Annotated in this window: 18 protein-coding genes and 1 pseudogene; 12 read left to right on the top strand and 7 right to left on the bottom strand. The window is 67.6% G+C overall.

The features are described 5' to 3' along the window. Both K9U41_RS11275 and K9U41_RS11270 read right to left on the bottom strand, forming a co-directional pair. Window positions 1-246 (bottom strand): annotated as a pseudogene (locus tag K9U41_RS11275) (permease); the annotation flags it as partial. Continuing rightward, window positions 243-542, bottom strand: a complete 300-nt coding sequence (locus tag K9U41_RS11270; RefSeq protein ID WP_282640931.1) for an ArsR/SmtB family transcription factor — start codon at window positions 540-542, stop codon at window positions 243-245. The pseudogene K9U41_RS11275 and the gene K9U41_RS11270, both read right to left, overlap by 4 nt. A 289-nt stretch (window positions 543-831) precedes the next feature. Between K9U41_RS11270 and K9U41_RS11265 the strand changes: the two genes are divergently transcribed. The 4 genes from K9U41_RS11265 (at window position 832) to K9U41_RS11250 (ending at window position 4,732) form a co-directional block, all read left to right on the top strand. Next, complete coding sequence (locus K9U41_RS11265; RefSeq protein WP_282640930.1) at window positions 832-1,398, top strand: Spy/CpxP family protein refolding chaperone; 567 nt, start codon at window positions 832-834, stop codon at window positions 1,396-1,398. Between the two features lie 345 nt (window positions 1,399-1,743). After that, window positions 1,744-2,883, top strand: coding sequence for an efflux RND transporter periplasmic adaptor subunit (locus tag K9U41_RS11260; protein WP_282640929.1), 1,140 nt, complete (start codon window positions 1,744-1,746; stop codon window positions 2,881-2,883). Continuing rightward, complete coding sequence (locus K9U41_RS11255) at window positions 2,880-4,013, top strand: ABC transporter permease (protein WP_282640928.1); 1,134 nt, start codon at window positions 2,880-2,882, stop codon at window positions 4,011-4,013. The genes K9U41_RS11260 and K9U41_RS11255 overlap by 4 nt, the downstream gene beginning before the upstream one ends. A gap of 5 nt (window positions 4,014-4,018) precedes the next feature. After that, window positions 4,019-4,732, top strand: a complete 714-nt coding sequence (locus tag K9U41_RS11250; RefSeq protein WP_282640927.1) for an ABC transporter ATP-binding protein — start codon at window positions 4,019-4,021, stop codon at window positions 4,730-4,732. A 21-nt stretch (window positions 4,733-4,753) separates the two neighbouring features. Here the strand turns inward: K9U41_RS11250 and K9U41_RS11245 are convergent, their stop codons facing one another. Further along, the gene (locus K9U41_RS11245) at window positions 4,754-5,251 is read right to left on the bottom strand and encodes a cytochrome b (RefSeq protein WP_282640926.1); all 498 of its coding nucleotides are present in this window, start codon (window positions 5,249-5,251) and stop codon (window positions 4,754-4,756) included. Between the two features lie 63 nt (window positions 5,252-5,314). Then, complete coding sequence (locus K9U41_RS11240) at window positions 5,315-5,884, bottom strand: EF-hand domain-containing protein (RefSeq protein WP_282640925.1); 570 nt, start codon at window positions 5,882-5,884, stop codon at window positions 5,315-5,317. Between the two features lie 171 nt (window positions 5,885-6,055). Between K9U41_RS11240 and K9U41_RS11235 the strand changes: the two genes are divergently transcribed. Both K9U41_RS11235 and K9U41_RS11230 read left to right on the top strand, forming a co-directional pair. Further along, window positions 6,056-6,790: a response regulator gene (locus K9U41_RS11235; protein WP_282640924.1), complete on the top strand. Its 735-nt coding sequence runs from the start codon at window positions 6,056-6,058 to the stop codon at window positions 6,788-6,790. Beyond that, entirely contained in the window at window positions 6,787-8,187 is a 1,401-nt protein-coding gene (locus K9U41_RS11230; protein WP_282640923.1) for an ATP-binding protein, read from the top strand. Before K9U41_RS11235 ends, K9U41_RS11230 begins: the two co-directional genes overlap by 4 nt. Before the next feature lie 4 nt (window positions 8,188-8,191). On the opposite strand, the gene K9U41_RS11225 is transcribed toward K9U41_RS11230, so the two are convergent. Both K9U41_RS11225 and K9U41_RS11220 read right to left on the bottom strand, forming a co-directional pair. Continuing rightward, window positions 8,192-9,391: an MFS transporter gene (locus tag K9U41_RS11225; RefSeq protein WP_282640922.1), complete on the bottom strand. Its 1,200-nt coding sequence runs from the start codon at window positions 9,389-9,391 to the stop codon at window positions 8,192-8,194. Next, window positions 9,391-9,744 (bottom strand): DsrE/DsrF/TusD sulfur relay family protein, encoded by a 354-nt coding sequence (locus tag K9U41_RS11220; RefSeq protein WP_282640921.1) that lies wholly within the window; start codon window positions 9,742-9,744, stop codon window positions 9,391-9,393. Before K9U41_RS11220 ends, K9U41_RS11225 begins: the two co-directional genes overlap by 1 nt. A gap of 93 nt (window positions 9,745-9,837) precedes the next feature. On the opposite strand from K9U41_RS11220, the gene K9U41_RS11215 reads away from it, so the two are divergent. The 4 genes from K9U41_RS11215 to K9U41_RS11200 all read left to right on the top strand — a co-directional run bounded on the left by K9U41_RS11215 (window position 9,838) and on the right by K9U41_RS11200 (window position 13,247). Beyond that, entirely contained in the window at window positions 9,838-10,503 is a 666-nt protein-coding gene (locus K9U41_RS11215; protein ID WP_282640920.1) for an ArsR/SmtB family transcription factor, read from the top strand. Window positions 10,504-10,550: 47 nt separating this feature from the next. Beyond that, the gene (locus tag K9U41_RS11210) at window positions 10,551-11,471 is read left to right on the top strand and encodes a sulfurtransferase (protein WP_282640919.1); all 921 of its coding nucleotides are present in this window, start codon (window positions 10,551-10,553) and stop codon (window positions 11,469-11,471) included. Between the two features lie 110 nt (window positions 11,472-11,581). Further along, window positions 11,582-11,911, top strand: a complete 330-nt coding sequence (locus K9U41_RS11205) for a multicopper oxidase domain-containing protein (protein WP_282640918.1) — start codon at window positions 11,582-11,584, stop codon at window positions 11,909-11,911. A gap of 61 nt (window positions 11,912-11,972) precedes the next feature. Further along, a complete protein-coding gene (locus tag K9U41_RS11200; protein ID WP_282640932.1) occupies window positions 11,973-13,247 on the top strand; it encodes an MFS transporter in 1,275 nt (424 codons plus the stop codon). On the opposite strand, the gene K9U41_RS11195 is transcribed toward K9U41_RS11200, so the two are convergent. After that, window positions 13,244-13,639 (bottom strand): hypothetical protein, encoded by a 396-nt coding sequence (locus K9U41_RS11195; RefSeq protein WP_282640917.1) that lies wholly within the window; start codon window positions 13,637-13,639, stop codon window positions 13,244-13,246. The two genes, K9U41_RS11200 and K9U41_RS11195, sit on opposite strands and share 4 nt — an antisense overlap. A gap of 444 nt (window positions 13,640-14,083) precedes the next feature. Here K9U41_RS11195 and K9U41_RS11190 point away from each other — a divergent pair, with 444 nt between their 5' ends. After that, window positions 14,084-14,425, top strand: a complete 342-nt coding sequence (locus K9U41_RS11190; protein WP_282640916.1) for an ArsR/SmtB family transcription factor — start codon at window positions 14,084-14,086, stop codon at window positions 14,423-14,425. Further along, window positions 14,422-15,345 (top strand): SRPBCC family protein, encoded by a 924-nt coding sequence (locus K9U41_RS11185; protein ID WP_282640915.1) that lies wholly within the window; start codon window positions 14,422-14,424, stop codon window positions 15,343-15,345. The genes K9U41_RS11190 and K9U41_RS11185 overlap by 4 nt, the downstream gene beginning before the upstream one ends. The last annotated feature ends 283 nt before the right edge of the window (window positions 15,346-15,628 follow it).

The following is a 15,628-nucleotide window of genomic DNA, read 5'->3' as shown; positions in this document are numbered from 1 at the left end:
GGCGAACACCACCAGCGTCAGCAGCATCAGCACCTTGGGCGTGTCGTAGATGAAGAACGCGACCGCTTCGGCGAGATGGCTGCCGGGCTCCACCGGCAGGCGGGCAACCAGCCATTGGGAGAACGGCGCGAGCTGGGCATAGACCACGAACCAGAGGGCGATCGCCGCGACGGTCGCCGCCACCCAGGCCAGGGGCGCTGCCTCCCGCGGCGGCTTGCGCCCGGTCAATGACAGGTCGGCGCTCATGCGGCTCTCCTGTTCGATGAGGAGTCCAGGCTGGTGAGGACGGCATCGACGATGGCCGCCTGCTCGGCCGGCAATTCGGGATTGCGACGGTAGCGCACCCATTGGGCGTCCCGCCGATCCACCACGACGCCGGCCTGCTTGAGCACCGCCATATGGCGCGACATGCGGGATTGGGTGACGCCGAGGACGCGCACGAGTTCGCAGACGCAATGCTCGCGCCCGTCCCAGAGGAGGCGGACCGCCGCGAGGCGGGTGGGTTCGGCCAGGGCCGATAGAAGGGTGAGGGGGGATTGCATGGGATATTTGTTACTCTCATGCGCATATGCGTGCAAGCGCATTTATGATCGGGATCTATCGCCGGTAGCGCGGTGATTTCGGCCATCGGTGATGACCGTTTCGGGTGTGCCAGCCCGCCGCTGTGGTTCGCGCGGCAGGACCGCGGAAGCCGTCCGCCGGGCATCACGATTGGGGCACCGCGCGTGGATCGATGCGGCAGGAGGCGCAGGCGCGGCCTAAAATGTTCGGGCTCAACCCCGGCGCAGGTCGGAGGGGCGGACGTGTCCGCCCGCAAGAAGGGAGAGCGTCATGAAGATCAAGTCTGTTTCCGTTACGGGCGTCGCGGCGTTCGCGCTGGCCGCGGCGGCATTGTCCGTTGGGCCGGCGAGCGCCCAGATGGGCGGTGGGCCCGGCTATGGTCCGGGCATGATGGGTCAGGGTGAGGGATATATGGGTCCCGGCCAGGGGGGCTGGGGCCCCGGGTTCCATCGCTCGGCCCGGAGCATGATGGGCGGCTGCGGTGGCGGGATGACGGGTGATGCCGACGGCCAGCTGCCCGCCTTCATCGAGGGGCGTGTCGCCTTCCTGAAGGCCGAGCTCGGCGTCACCGATGCGCAGGCCAAGGTGTGGGAAGCCTATGTGGCGGCGATGAAGAACAATTTCATAAGCATGCAGGGCCTGCACCAGTCCATGCGAGCCAGCTTTGACGCCGATACGCCGATGGAGCGCCTCGAGTCCCGCGTCGCGGTGATGGAAGCCCGCGTCGCCGCTCTCAAGGGCATGAAGCAGCCGCTAAGCGACCTCTACGCCGCGCTCAGCGATGGCCAGAAGAAGAAGGCCAACGAGTTGCTCACCGGCATGGGATGCATGATGTGAGCGTGACGGGGCGGGCCTCGCCGCCGGCCCGGGCGGGTGCCCGCCGCCTCTGACGGACTTTGTCGCGACCGGCCTGTCTCGTCGGGCCTGCTCCGCCAGGCTGATGTTGCCGGGATTGTCGTCCGTCGCGCGCATTGAGCCTGCCGAGGATCGCCGGAGGTCCGAGCAATGTGCCGCGTCCGAAATGATGCTGATATCGGCCTCACCCGGATGTCGGTGCGACGCGGTGGAGACTTCTGGCAGGAGGTGAAAGTGTCGGACGGACAAGACGGGGCGCAGCCGCCCATGCCTTCCTCATCCGCGGGCGCCGCCGAAAGGCGCCCCAGAGGACGGATGCTCAGGACGATGGCCCTGTCCGCCGTGGCGGTCGCGGTGCTTGTGGCGGGGATCTTCTTCGTCAGCAACAGACCCATCGCCGTCAGCGTCGCCTCTCCCGAGCAAAATGTGCCGGTCCGGGTGTTCGGTCTCGGCACCGTCGAGGCCCAGGTGCTGTCCAAGATCGGCTTCGAGGTCGGTGCGACCCTCACCGAGCTTCTGGCCGATCATGGTGACCACGTGTCCCAGGGGCAGGTGCTCGCGCGCCTCGACGCGGGGGAGCAGGAGGCCAAGGTCGCCAAGGCGGTGGCCGCAGTGGAGATCGCCGAGGTCAACATCCGTCGCGCCGAGGCGAACCTCCAGAAGGCGAAGGCCGTCTTCGCCCAGAAGCAGGTGGCCAACCGGCGCAAGCAAACCCTGGCGGGACGCGATATCGTCTCCCAGCAAGTCGCCGAGGAGACGCTGCTCGACGAGGCTGTCGCCAATGCGGATGCGCTTGTGGCGGAAAGCGAGCTTGCAAGCGCCAAGGCCCAGCTCGCCGATGCGCGCGCCCAGCTGCAGTTTGAGCAGACCATGCTGCGCCATCGCACGCTGGTCGCGCCCTACGACGCCATCGTCATCGCACGCCACAAGGAGGCCGGCAGCGTGGTCAATCCGGGGGAGCCCATCTTTTCCCTCGTGGCGGTCGGCACCTATTGGGGGCTGGCCTATGTGGACGAGGCGCGTGCCGGCTTCATCGAGGAGGGCCAGCGTGTCGACGCCCGCAGGCGCTCAAGCCCGCAGGAAACCTTCACCGGGCGTGTGGTGCGCATCGGCCTTGAAAGCGACCGTGTCACGGAGGAGCGGCGCATCTATGTGAAGGGAGACAATCCTCCGCCTCGCATCTTCCTCGGCGAGCAGGTCGAGTTCTGGATCTCCGTCGCCACGCTCGACAAGGCTCTGCTCGTTCCGGAAGCCGCCGTGCAAGGCTATGACGGACGGGAAGGCAAGGTCTGGACCGTGGAGCAGGGTCGCCTCAAGCGCCGTCTCGTCGCCTTTCGCCATCGCACCGAGGATGGGCGGCTCGAGATCGTCGGCGGCCTGCCCGAGGGAGCGCTTGTGGTCACTCAGGTCGATCCGGCCTTCAAGGAGGGCCGCGCCGCGCGCGCCATCGAGGCAGGCGCCCAATGAACCTTGCCTATCGCGACATTTGCCACAACCTCGGGCGCTTCTTGCTGACCTGCCTGGGGCTCGCCCTTTTGCTCGGGGTGGTCATGGCGATGATCGGAATTTATCGTGGCATCGTCGTTGACGCCCTGACGATCTCCCGTGCGCCGGCGGTCGATCTCTGGGTCGTGGAAGCCAACTCGCGCGGTCCGTTCGCCGAAGCATCCCGCATTCCAGGCGACGTTCGCGAAGCGGTGGCGCGCATCGCCGGCGTGACCGCGGCAGGCGGCATCACCTACCAGACCGTCGAGGCGGATCATCAAAGCCGCAAGCTCCGCCTCTATGTCATCGGCTACGAGCCCACGAGGCCAGGAGGCCCGCCGGAGATCGTGGAAGGACGCGCCGTCGTGCGCAGCCATTTCGAGATGGTCGCCGACCAGGCGAGCGGACTTGTTCTCGGCGACCGGATCGAGCTCGGGCGCAACACGTTCGCGGTCGTCGGCCTGACCCGGCACCAGGTCAATTCCGGCGGCGACCCGGCTGTCTACATCACGTTGGGGGACGCGCAGAAGCTGCAGTTCGATCTCGGTCCTCCCGCGGCCCGCGTCCAGATCGCACGCGGAACCGCGGGGGCCGGTCGCGACACGGTAAATGCCGTCATCGCACGCCTTCAGCCCAATGCGTCAGTGGATGCCGTGGCGGAGACGGTTCGTCGATGGAAACACTTTTCGGCCATCACGCAGGCGGAACAGGAGGACATCCTGTCCCGGTCGCTGGTCGATCGCGCCCGACGCCAGATCGGGCTGTTCACGACAATCCTGCTCTTTGTGTCCGCGGTGATCATCGCCCTCATCATCTATACGATGACCATGGAAAAGCTGAAGCAGATCGCGACGCTCAAGCTGATCGGTGCCCCGGATCGCACGATCGTCCTGATGATCGTGCAGCAGGCGCTGGCGCTCGGCCTGATTGGATTTGTGCTCGGCACGGCCATGATCTTGGCCATCAAGGATCATTTCCCGCGTCGGGTGGTCCTCGAGGCGGACAATGTCGCCGGGCTCGGCCTGATCGTGCTTGCGGTTTGCATCGCGTCGAGCGGCCTGGGTGTTCGCGCGGCATTGCGGGTTGATCCCGCCACAGCGATCGGAGGCTAGGCGACATGCCATTGAATGGTGATCCCCTGGTTCGCCTCGATCACATCTCCAAGCATTTCGGCACGGGAACAACGCGTGTCGATGCCCTGCGCGACGTCTCGCTGACGGTCTACCCGCGCCAGGTCGTGGCTCTGCTGGGTCCGTCAGGATCCGGCAAGACGACGCTGCTGAACGTGATCGGCTGCATCCTCGCCGCTTCGTCCGGATCGATGGCGCTCGATGGCGAGCGCGTGATCGAGGATGGTCGCTGGCTGAGGTCGGATCTCAGGCGTCTGCGGCTGGACAAGATCGGCTTCATCTTTCAGTTCCACAATCTGATTCCGTTTCTCGACGCAACCGACAATGTGGCCCTCGTCCTGCGCCTGGCCGGCAAGGATGCCGAGACGGCCCGAGCACGGGCGGCCGAGCTCCTCGACTATCTGGAGGTCGGCAATCGACGCTCGGCGATGCCGGCCAAGCTCTCGGGCGGGGAGGCGCAGCGTGTCGCGATCGCGCGCGCGCTGGCCAATCGCCCGCGCATCATCCTGGCCGACGAGCCGACCGCGGCCCTCGACTCCAAGCGCGCCGGGATCGTCATGGACCTCTTGCGCAAAGTCGCCATCGATCAGGAGGCCGCGATCATCGCCGTCACCCACGACGAGAAGATCTTTGATCGCTTCGACCACATCTTCGCCCTTCGCGATGGCCGGCTGGAAGCCGATGGGGCGTCGCCCGCCTGAGGTCCCGCGACGCACTCGCCTTCAGGTGCCGGGACGCACCATGCGCTGCATGACGCCGGACTTCAGCACGCTCTGGTGAAAGATCACGGCGAGGACGTGCAGAACGATAAGCGCCAGCAAAATCACCTTCAGCACATTGTGGGCGCCGGCCGCGGGCAGGACATCGGCGAACCAGGCGAGGGCCCCGGAGACTGACAAGGCGATCAGCACCCCATAGAAAGCAAGGTGCGTCACCTGGGCCAGCAGATGCAGCGCCGGATGCTCGCTCTCGGGCAGCGGCGGGACGCCGCGCGTCGCGCGCAGGGCGATGCGCCACAGGACCAGTGCGAGGATGAGGACGCCGCCCGCCACATGGGCAGGGACCAGCGGGTCGAACCCATAGGCCTTGCCCTGCACATGGGCGCTCCAGGCCTCGGCGATGGCATCGTTGAAGAGATATTGGACGGCCACAAGGGCCGCGACTGCCCAATGCAGGGCGATCTGGGTGCGGGAATATCCGGCGGCGACGGGGACGGTCATGTCTTTGCCTTTCCATATCGGGGGATGGGGCGACCCCGGCCCAGGGCCGCCCCCGGCTCCGGATCAGTTCCCCGGCTTGGCGCCGGGCGCAGCCTGCTGGCCGTGCCACGCCTCCATCCGCGCCATCATCTGGGCGGGAAAGCGCATCTCGTCGGCGCTCAGCTGACCGTCGCCATTGGCGTCGAGCATGGCGAAGGGGCGGTCGGCCATGTTCTTCGTCACCTCGGCGAAGAGCTTGCCGAACTCCTCGCGGGACAAGGTGCCGTTGCCGTCGCCATCATGGCTCGCCCGCAGCTTCTCGATGCCGGCTTCCGCCTCGGCGACGGTCACTGTGCCGTTCCCGTCGGCGTCAAAGGTCATGAAGACCTGCGCGGCAGCGAAGCGGCCCATGGGCCCATGCATGCCACCGCCCGTGCCACCGCCCATGCGCCCACCCATGGGACTGCCCATGGGGCCGTTCATGGGGCCACCCATGCCCTGCCAGCCCGGGCCGCCGTGGCCACCCATCATGCCGAAGCCGGGGCCACCGCCCCAACAGCCGCCCGGGCCGCCGGCAATGGCGGGGATCGAGACCGCCCCCACCACGGCAACGGCGGCGACGGCGCCCAGGATCGCGAGCGTCTTGCGTTTCATGTCCTCACCTCATCGGTTGTGCATTTCGATGGGAGGAGGATGGGCGGGCTGCGTCGCAGGAGGATATCGGCGGAAGGAGCGAAGTGTATCGCTCTGTCGCAAGCCCCGCCTTCGCGACCGGACGCGACAATTGGTTTTCCGGCTCGCCCAAGGAGGCGCTAAACCTGCCCCATGGCAGAGCACCCTCACATTCCCCACATCCTGGTCGTGGACGATCACCGCGAGATCCGCGACGCGGTCGGCCGGTACCTGGAGAAGAACGGGCTGAGGGCGACCACCGCGAAGTCGGCGGCCGAGATGGACGAGCATCTGCGGAGCGGACGCTTCGATCTCGTGATCCTCGACGTGATGATGCCGGGCGAGGACGGGCTGTCGGCGGCGCGTCGCCTGAGCGCTGCGGGCGGCCCGCCCATCCTCATGCTCAGCGCGCTGGCCGAGGAGACCGACCGGGTGGTCGGCCTTGAGATCGGCGCGGACGACTATCTGGTGAAGCCCTTCAGCCCCCGCGAGCTGCTGGCGCGCGTGAAGGCCATCCTGCGCCGCAGCGAGCGCACCGAACTGTTGGCGGGCGCCCTCGGCGGGCGCAAGCTGGCCTTTGCCGGCTGGGTGCTCGATACCGACAGCCGCCAGCTCGTGCATGCGGTGGACGGACGGGAGGTCGCCCTCACCACCGCCGAATTCAAGCTACTGGTGGCCTTTCTGGAGCGGCCCCGCTTCGTGCTCTCCCGCGACCAGCTGATGGACCTGACCAGCGGCCGCAGCGCCGACGCCTTCGACCGCACCATCGACAACCAGGTCAGCCGCCTGCGCCGCAAGATCGAGGCGAACCCCGCCGAGCCGAAGATCATCACCACCATCCGGGCGGGCGGCTACAGCCTCGCCGCCGATGTGCGGGAGGCAAGATGAGGCGCCTCCTGCCCAAGAGCCTTCTGGCAAAGAGCCTTCTGCCTACCAGCCTTCTGGCCCAGGTGGCACTGCTTTCGGTGGCGGCCATGATCGTCGGCCAGATCGCCAGCTTCTGGCTGTTCACCGCGGAGCGGGGCGCGATCATCCGGGCGGATCAGCGGGCCATGGCGGCCGAGCACGCAACGCGGCTCGCCAGGCTCATCGATGGCGCACCCGCGCCCGTGCGAGGCGAACTGGTGGAGGCCGCCACCTCCCGTGCTCTGCGCTTCGCGCTCTCCTCCGATCCGGAGGTGTCCGAGGGCCGCGCGGACATCGCGGTGGAGTGGCCGGGGGCCCGCGCGCAGGAGGGCTGGGACACCCCCCATCACGGCCATGGACCGCCCGCCCCCATGCGATGGCTGAGGGACTACGGCATCGCCCCGGCGGAGCTGCGCCTTTCGCTGCCGCTCGCGGATGGCCTCTGGCTCAACGCCGCCGCCCGGCTGGAGCGGCCCGGCATGCACTTGCCGCCGCAGGCGCTCGCCTCGACCCTGCTGACGCTGCTGCTGCTTCTCGGCGCGCTCTGGCTGGGCCTCAAGCGGATCACCGGTCCCCTGCGCGGGCTGGCCGCCGCAGCCGACGCCTTCGGGCTCGGCGCCGAGCCGCCCCCCTTGCCACGCGAGGGTCCGCGCGAGGTGCGCGCGCTCGCCGAGGCCCTTGGCCGGATGCACGAGCGGCTCTCCGGGATGATCGGTGAGCGTACGCGCATGCTGGCGGCGCTCGGCCACGATCTGCGCTCGCCCATCACCGCCTTGCGGCTGCGGGCCGAGATGGTGGAGGACGACGAAATCCGCGAGCGCATGACCCTCATCCTCAACGAGATGCAGGAGATGACCGAGGCCACCTTGGCCTTCGCGCGCGGCGTGTCGGTGGCGGAGCCCCTGGAGCCGGTGGACCTGAACGGCCTCCTGGCCGATCTTGCGGCGGAGCTTTCCGCCTCGGGCCCGCCCGTCACCCTCGTTGTGTCGACACCGCACGTCCTCCCGCTCCGCCGGATGGCCCTGCGCCGCGCGCTGCGCAACCTCCTGGAGAACGCCCAGCGCTATGGCGCGGGCGCGACGGTCGGGATCAGCCATGCCGGAGGAGAGGCCTTCGTCACCATCGACGATGCCGGACCGGGCATCCCGGAAGCGGATCTGGAGCGGGTGTTCGACCCCTTCGAGCGGCTGGAGACCTCCCGCTCGCGCGAGACCGGCGGCGCAGGTCTCGGCCTCCCCATCGCCCGTGCCATACTGCGCGCCCATGGGGGCGAGGTGAGCCTGTCCAACCGGCCGGAAGGAGGGCTGCGGGCAACGGTCCGCCTGCCGGCGGCGAACCAAGGGGCCAAGGCTCGGGCGATCGCGTCGTGTAAGGTCTAGGCGTCTAGCCCCGCCGCTCGCGCCAGCCGAGCCACACGAGGGCGAGGACCGCGAGGGCGAGCCAGGGCAGCAGCACGGCGTTCATGATCTGCCAGCCAAGAAGATAAAGCATGGCGCCGGCGCCGAGCGAGGTCGCCACCCCGACGATGAAGATCACAAGGTCGTTGGCCGCCTGCGCCCGCGCGCGCTCTCCCGGCGCGTAGCATCGCGTGAGCAGCGTGGTGCCGCCGATGAACAGGAAGTTCCAGCCCACGCCCAGCAGAACGAGCGCGGAGGCGAAGGCGAGGAATTGCGTGCCCGACAGGGCGATGAGAACATGACCCGCCAGCAGGAACGCGCCGGCCAGCATCACCTTGAGCACCCCGAAGCGGGAGATGAGCGCGCCGGTGAAGAAGGACGGCAGGAACATGCCAAGCACATGCAGCTGGATCACCGTCGCCGCGTCCGAAAGGTCGTGATGATGGTGCAGCATGGCGAGCGGCGTCGCCGTCATGGCGAGGATCATCACGCCATAGCCCGTGGCCGCGCCGAAGAGGGCCACGAGATAGGCGGGTTGCCGGATGATCGCGCCCAGGGGGCGCCCGCCGCTCGATGCGCTCCGCGCGGGCCGCGGCATGTCCACGCCCAGCAGGAGACCCGCTGCCAGCAGCGAAACCACGGCGAGGATCAGGAACGAGCCGGCATAGTCCGCCGCCAGCAAAGGGCCACCGAAGCGCCCGAGGATCGGTCCGGCGATGGCGGCCACTACACCGCCCGCTAGCACGAAGGAGATGGCGCGGGGGCGAAAGGCGTCGGTGGCCACCTCCGCCGCGGCAAAGCGATAGAATTGCGCGAAGGCCTGGTAGGTGCCGACGAGGCCCGTCCCGAGGCAGAGCAGCGGCAGCGACGCATAAAAGATCCCGAGCGCCCCCAGGAGGCCGCCGAGGGTTCCCAGCAGCGCGCCCGCCACGAAGCCGATCCTTCGCCCCACGCGGGCCATCCACAGGGATGCCGGGGCGATGCCGATCGCCGTGCCGAGGAACATGGCCGCCACCGGCAGCGTGGCGAGTTCCGGCGCGGGGGTGATGGCGGCGCCGGCAAGGCCGGCGACCGTCATCACCATGACCGATGCCGTCTGGAACAGAGCCTGGGCGGCGGAGAGCAGCGCGACCTGCCGGATCAGGCGGCGTCGCGGCATCGCCTGCGCAATGGCGGGTCCAGTCATCAGAACACCAGGACCTTGTCGGCCGAAACGGTGACGGCCGAGAGTTCATCCATGGTGCTGCGCCGCGCGCCCGGCGTCACATCGGCATCGCAGAAGCCCCGGGCGTCCATGCAGGTGCCGCACAGAAGCACCTCGCCGTTGCCGGCGAGGACCCGCTTCAGCATGCGCTCCGCATTGTAATAGCCGTCCGGCGTCTTCTGGCCCGCCTTCGCGGCGGCGACGGCATCCGCCATGAGAAACACAGTGACCCGGTTTCCCGCATCCTGCTTGAGGATGCCGGCGGCGAGGCGCAGGCCGTTATAGACGCGTTCCGTGCCGTAGGGCGGATCATTGAGAATGAGCAGCGCGTGCATTTCCGACTCCGCCGGTTCCCCGCGATGCTCTTGCGGCGTGGACAGGATAACTATACGTTCAAATTATCTCTTGAATGATGTATCGCTACCATCATGTGCAAGTCAACGGATCCCAAACGCGCTCTGTTCGCCGAGCTGGCCGCAGTGGCGCGCGCCCTCGGCCACGAGCACCGCGTGGAGTTGCTGGAGCACCTCGCCCAGGGCGAGCGCAACGTGGAGGCGCTGGCGCGGCTGACCGGGCTCTCCATGGCCAATGCCTCCCAGCACCTACAACAGCTGCGTCGCGCGGGCCTGCTGGATGCCCGCCGTGACGGCAAGTTCGTCCTCTACCGGCTGGCGGACGACGGGATCGTCCAGCTCATGTCGGTGCTGCGGCAGACGGCGGAACGCAACATCGCGACGGTCGGAATGCTGCTGGCACGCTATTTCGACGGGCGGGACGGGCTCGAGCCCGTCGGCCGCACCGACCTTGTGGAACGCACGCAGGCGGGCCTCGTCACGGTGATCGACGTGCGGCCTCGCGAGGAGTTCGACCTCGGCCACGTGCCCGGCGCCGTCAGCATCCCGCTGGAGGAGCTCGACGCCCGCCTCGCCGAGTTCGATCCGGCGACGGAAATCGTTGCTTATTGCCGCGGCGCCTATTGCCTGCTCGCGGTGGAGGCGGTCGCACGCCTGCGCGCCAGGGGCTTCTCGGCCCGCCGCATGGAAGACGGCATGCCGGAATGGCGCGCCGCGGGACTGCCGGTCGCGTCGGGCTGACGCGAGGCCACCGCCGAAGTCCAAACCAAAAAATGGGAGAAACGCCAATGTTCAAAATGCTATCGTGCGTGCTTGCCTTGGGGCTCCTCGCGGCCGTGCCCGCGACGCCGGCAGTTGCCCTGGATCTCCCTGGTCCTCTGGTGGCGAGTGACTGGCTCGCAGCCCACCAGGACGAGGTCCTCGTCCTCGATGTGCGCAATGACGACACCAGCTACAAGGAGGGCGGCCACCTCATCGGCGCGGTGCCTCTCGACTTCCGCCAGGCCCGTGGCACCACCACCGAACGCGGCGTGGAAATCACCGACATGAACCTCCCGCCCGAGGCGTTCTCGGCGCTCATGCGATCGGCCGGGGTGAACGACGATACGCCGCTCGTGCTCACCCACCGCGGGCGGGGACCGGACGATGCGGGTTATGCCGCCTACGTCTATTGGCAGCTCAAATATTATGGCCACGACAAGGTCGCCATCCTCGACGGCGGCACAACGAAATGGGTGGCTGAGAACCGCGAGGTGTGGGGCGAGGACGAGGCCGCGAAGACCGGAAATTTCAAGGCCCGGCCGCCACGTCGCGAATTCCTCGCCGACACAGCCCAAATGGAGGCGCTCCAGACACGCAAGGATGCGGGCATTCTCGACGCCCGGTTCTTCAGCTTCTATGTGGGCCTGGAGAAGCGCCCGAACATCGCGAAGGCGGGCCACATTCCCGGCGCGACCCTCTTTCCTTTCGATGCGAATTTTGCCGCCAACGGCACCTATCGCCCGAAGGAGGAACTCGCCCTCGCTTATACAGCCGTCGGCCTCAGTCCCCGGCAGACGGTGGCGGCCTATTGCAACACGGCCCATGTCTCCGCCATCTCGTGGTTCGTGCTGCACGAGTTGCTCGGCTACCGGAACGTCATGCTCTATGACGGCTCCATGCTGGCCTGGAGCAAGCACGGCCTGCCGGTTGAGACGCAGCTCAGATAACGAGGCGGACGGAGCCGATACCCCTGGGGCTTGCCGACCTCTCCCTCGAACTGAAGCTACCCGCGGCAAAGCCCGTCGCGCCACGGCAACCTGACACGCGCTATACGGTGATGTTCGGCGAAGAGCCCGGCTCTCGCCGGGTCATTGACGGCCACATCCGCGGCGGGCACCGGCCCTTCGACGTGCGCCAGGGCGAGCGGGCGGAGATGACCTTCATGAACCCCACATCCATGATGCACCCGATGCACCTGCACGGGCATCATTTCCAGGTGGTGGGCATCAGCGGACAGCGCTTTTCCGGGTCGGTGCGCGATACGGTGGTCGTTCCCGCCCATGCGCCGGTGACCACCGCCTTCGACGCGGGCCATGTGGTCGTGGTTCCTCCACTGCCACCTCGGCCACACGGACCCGGCATGATGACGCTGGTGCGCGCAGCGTAACGGGGCGAGGGCGCATGAGCCCTTGTGGGCGCCGGTCGGGTTCGTCAAGTTGAGAGCCATGATGCATGCTCGTGCTCAAGACAGCGATAAGCGCCCGTCGATTCCGAGAACCGTCTGGGCGCTCGGGTTCGTGAGCCTGTTCATGGATATCTCCTCGGAGATGATCCACGCGCTGCTGCCCCTCTTTCTCACCGCGACCCTCGGGGCCAGCGTGGCCGTGGTGGGCCTCATTGAGGGGGTGGGCGAATCCACCGCCGCCATCGTGAAGGTCTTTTCCGGCTACCTGTCCGACCGCATCGGCCGGCGCAAGCCGCTGATCCTCATCGGCTATGGATTGGGCGCCGCGTCGAAGCCGTTCTTCGCCCTCGCTGGCGCACCGGCCATGGTGTTCGCCGCGCGTTTCGCCGACCGCATCGGCAAGGGGATCCGCGGCGCGCCGCGGGACGCGCTGGTGGCGGATGTCACGCCGCCTTCCATCCGCGGGCGCGCCTACGGGGTGCGCCAGGCGCTCGATACGGTCGGGGGGTTCCTCGGCCCGCTCCTCGCCATCGCGCTGATGGCGCTGTTCGCCGACGACATGCGAACGGTGTTCTGGTTCGCCCTCATCCCCGGCGCACTCGCGGTGGCGTGCGTCATCCTGGGGGTCGAGGATCGCGCCATCGGGGAGGAGGGCGCTACCGGCCGTCCGCCGCCGGTGCGCCTCGCCGATCTCCGGCAACTTGACGGCACGTTCTGGGGCGTCGTCGCCATCGGCGTGGTGTTCACCCTTGCGCGGTTCAGCGAGGCCTTCCTCGTGCTGAAGGCACATGACCAAGGTTTGGCGCTGGTCCTCGCGCCGCTCGTTCTCGTGGCCATGAACATCGTCTATTCGCTCGGCGCCTATCCCGCCGGCGCCTGGTCCGACCAGGCCGCGCCCACGCGCCTGCTGCTGGTGGGGCTGGCAGTCCTCATCGGCGCCGACCTGATGCTGGCTTTCGCGCCGGGGCTGTGGGGCGCCTTTCTCGGCATCGCCTTGTGGGGCGCGCACATGGCGCTCACGCAGGGCCTGCTCGCCAAGCTGGTGGCCCAGCACGCGCCCGCGACGCTGCGGGGCTCGGCGTTCGGTCTGTTCAACCTCGCGACCGGCGTCGCGATGCTGGTGGCGAGCGTCGTCGCGGGGGTGCTGTGGGAGCGGATCGGCTCCGCGGCGACCTTTGCCGCAGGGGCCGGTTTCGCGGTCCTCGCAGCCCTGCTGGTGACGGTGTCCGCCCTGACGCGCCGGGCGGGGTGCGACGACCCGTCTCCCGGGAGCCGCCGCGATGGTGAACCGCACCAGCGAAGGCGCGGACGGCTTTAATTCCCGTGCCTGTGGCGATGATGGAGATCGGGATAATGCGGGTGCCGATGCGCCAGCGGCGCGTGCCGGTGCCAGTGGGTGTGCGGCTCGCCGGGCTGCACCCTCGGTTCGTGCGCATGAGGGTGCTCGTGCCGCTCGGATAGATGCAGCCAGAAGCCGACCGCCATCAGCTGCACCGAAATCGCCTCGCCGAGTATGACGATTGCGAGCTCCGCGCAGGGGCAGGCCGAACATGAGCAGCAGAGGAGTAAGGAAGCCTCCGGCAGGGCAAGCCAGGGCATGTCCGCCCGCCGCAGCGGCGCCTCGACGGCTGGCAGCCGCAAAGCGGCTCGGGACAGGTGCACCGCGGCGAGGCCGAGGCCAGCTCCCAGATAGAGCAGGCCGGCCATCATCCAGGGATATTACCGCACAGATTGATAGCCCATCTCTTTGCTTATCAATACGATAGACACGTCGGACGCGATTGTGCAGCGAGGGATGATCCGGGCATTTGCCTGGCAACATAATCTTAATCGCTCCGCAAATGCTGCGAGCTGGTTCAATCTTGGTTCCTCGGTCCTCGCGAAAACCCAGTTCCTCATACTTGCGGCTATCAGCAGGGGCTCTTGTGAAGCACGCGGGCCGAATACCGTGCGCCCTTCCCATCCGCCTCGAATGTCGCCAACCAGAGCTCAATCGGTTGCCAGCCCTCCGCCAAGGTTGTGGTCCAGACCATGCGCTGCGCCGGCACGCAAGGAGGCCGGCCGCTTCGCGGTCCTGGCCTCCCAACCAAGAAACACTTAGCAACTTGACGAAGTTTCTCTTGCGGCGCTGGTGTGTCGGGGTTAGTTAGTCAAATGGCTAAGTATTATCCTGAACTCTCGCCGCTTTTCCATGCCCTGGCCGATCCGACCCGTCGATCGATTCTGACCCGGCTGGCTGAAGGGCCCGCGCGGGTTACGGACCTGTCGGAACCCACGGGCCTGCGCCTGCCCACGGTGATGCGGCACCTTTCGGTGCTGGAGGAGGCGGGGCTGATCTCCACGTCCAAGGATGGGCGGGTGCGCACCTGCGCCATCGTGCCGGAGGCCTTGGAGCCGGTTCGGACATGGCTCGATGAGCAGCGGGCCATATGGGAAGGCCGGCTCGGCCGGCTGGAGGCATTTGCGATGAAGGCGATGAAGGAAGGCACGAAATGACATCGAAACGGAACCCTGACCGCATGCCTGCGGCCCCCGATCATGCGCCAGGCCACTTTGCGACGCTGACCTTCGAGCGGGCTGTGGCCGCGCCATTGTCGGTGCTGTGGCACGCTTGGACGGCTCCCGCCGCGCGGGCGGTCTGGTCTGCTCCGACGCCCTCGGTCGCCGTCGAGTTTCTGGAGGCCGACACCAGGGTGGGCGGACGCGAAATCTCGCTCTGCAAGGTCGATGGCCAGCCGGATATCCGCTGTGAATGTGGCTGGCTCGAGTTGCAGCCGGCGGTGCGCAGCGTGAACTACGAGGTGGTCTCCTCCGCGGGCGTGACGCAATCGGCGGCGCTGGTGACGGCCGCTTTCTCAGGCACGGAGGAGCGCAGCCGGCTGGTCGTGACGGTACAGCTTTCCGCGCTGGCCGACGATATCGAGGCCGGCTACCGAATGGGCTTCGACGCGGGGCTGGCCAATCTCACCGGAGCGGCCGAGCGCACCATGGTGCTGCAGCGGGTGATACAGGCGCCGCGGACCATCGTCTGGAACACTTGGATGAACCCCGAGACGCTGCCGCAATGGTGGGGGCCGGATGGGTTTTCCTGCCGGACGACGAGGATCGACCTGCGAACGGGCGGCGAATGGGTGTTCGACATGATCGCGCCCGATGGCACGGTCTTCCCGAACCACCATCTCTATACCGAGGTCCGGCCCGAGGAACGAATTGGCTATACGCTGCTGTGGGGCGAGAACGGACCGAAACATGCCGACGCCTGGGCCTCGTTCGAGGATCAGGACGGGGCGACGAAGGTGACGCTGGGCATGGTTTTCCGCACGGAAGCTGAGTTCCAGGACGCGAAGGGCTTCGGCGCCGTGGAACTGGGCCTGCAAACGCTGGGCAAGCTGGAACGCTTCGTCACATCTTGCTGAGATGCTATGGACTCTTGATCCGAGACCATTCGTTGGACCGCCGGAAGTTAGAGTTTCCGGCCTTGCTCACGGCGGCGGGCAGGGAGCGCCGCCGGAGATGCGGCGGCTGAAGCCGCTCGAGGACGAGAACGCCAAGCTGCGGAAGCTGGTGGCGGATTGCACGCAGCGCCGCTGGCGTTCAAGCATGCTTGGAAGGGCAGGCACATAGGTGGCAGCGGAATCGCTGGCACTTCGCCTCAAACTCGCCGATCGACTGGGCCACCCTTGGTAGGGTTTATCAGGC

The organism is Xanthobacter autotrophicus (genome assembly GCF_029991245.1).
GTDB classification, from domain to species: domain Bacteria; phylum Pseudomonadota; class Alphaproteobacteria; order Rhizobiales; family Xanthobacteraceae; genus Xanthobacter; species Xanthobacter autotrophicus_C.
Note: the sequence above shows the minus strand (reverse complement) of the source record. Positions and strands in the feature narration are given on the sequence as shown.

Bases quoted from the DNA above. Each gene is read 5' to 3' on its own strand.
- K9U41_RS11270 (WP_282640931.1), bottom strand. From the start codon at position 542: ATGCAATCCCCCCTCACCCTTCTATCGGCCCTGGCCGAACCCACCCGC.
- K9U41_RS11265 (WP_282640930.1), top strand. From the start codon at position 832: ATGAAGATCAAGTCTGTTTCCGTTACGGGCGTCGCGGCGTTCGCGCTG.
- K9U41_RS11260 (WP_282640929.1), top strand. From the start codon at position 1,744: ATGGCCCTGTCCGCCGTGGCGGTCGCGGTGCTTGTGGCGGGGATCTTC.
- K9U41_RS11255 (WP_282640928.1), top strand. From the start codon at position 2,880: ATGAACCTTGCCTATCGCGACATTTGCCACAACCTCGGGCGCTTCTTG.
- K9U41_RS11250 (WP_282640927.1), top strand. From the start codon at position 4,019: ATGCCATTGAATGGTGATCCCCTGGTTCGCCTCGATCACATCTCCAAG.
- K9U41_RS11245 (WP_282640926.1), bottom strand. From the start codon at position 5,251: ATGACCGTCCCCGTCGCCGCCGGATATTCCCGCACCCAGATCGCCCTG.
- K9U41_RS11240 (WP_282640925.1), bottom strand. From the start codon at position 5,884: ATGAAACGCAAGACGCTCGCGATCCTGGGCGCCGTCGCCGCCGTTGCC.
- K9U41_RS11235 (WP_282640924.1), top strand. From the start codon at position 6,056: ATGGCAGAGCACCCTCACATTCCCCACATCCTGGTCGTGGACGATCAC.
- K9U41_RS11230 (WP_282640923.1), top strand. From the start codon at position 6,787: ATGAGGCGCCTCCTGCCCAAGAGCCTTCTGGCAAAGAGCCTTCTGCCT.
- K9U41_RS11225 (WP_282640922.1), bottom strand. From the start codon at position 9,391: ATGACTGGACCCGCCATTGCGCAGGCGATGCCGCGACGCCGCCTGATC.
- K9U41_RS11220 (WP_282640921.1), bottom strand. From the start codon at position 9,744: ATGCACGCGCTGCTCATTCTCAATGATCCGCCCTACGGCACGGAACGC.
- K9U41_RS11215 (WP_282640920.1), top strand. From the start codon at position 9,838: ATGTGCAAGTCAACGGATCCCAAACGCGCTCTGTTCGCCGAGCTGGCC.
- K9U41_RS11210 (WP_282640919.1), top strand. From the start codon at position 10,551: ATGTTCAAAATGCTATCGTGCGTGCTTGCCTTGGGGCTCCTCGCGGCC.
- K9U41_RS11205 (WP_282640918.1), top strand. From the start codon at position 11,582: ATGTTCGGCGAAGAGCCCGGCTCTCGCCGGGTCATTGACGGCCACATC.
- K9U41_RS11200 (WP_282640932.1), top strand. From the start codon at position 11,973: ATGCATGCTCGTGCTCAAGACAGCGATAAGCGCCCGTCGATTCCGAGA.
- K9U41_RS11195 (WP_282640917.1), bottom strand. From the start codon at position 13,639: ATGATGGCCGGCCTGCTCTATCTGGGAGCTGGCCTCGGCCTCGCCGCG.
- K9U41_RS11190 (WP_282640916.1), top strand. From the start codon at position 14,084: ATGGCTAAGTATTATCCTGAACTCTCGCCGCTTTTCCATGCCCTGGCC.
- K9U41_RS11185 (WP_282640915.1), top strand. From the start codon at position 14,422: ATGACATCGAAACGGAACCCTGACCGCATGCCTGCGGCCCCCGATCAT.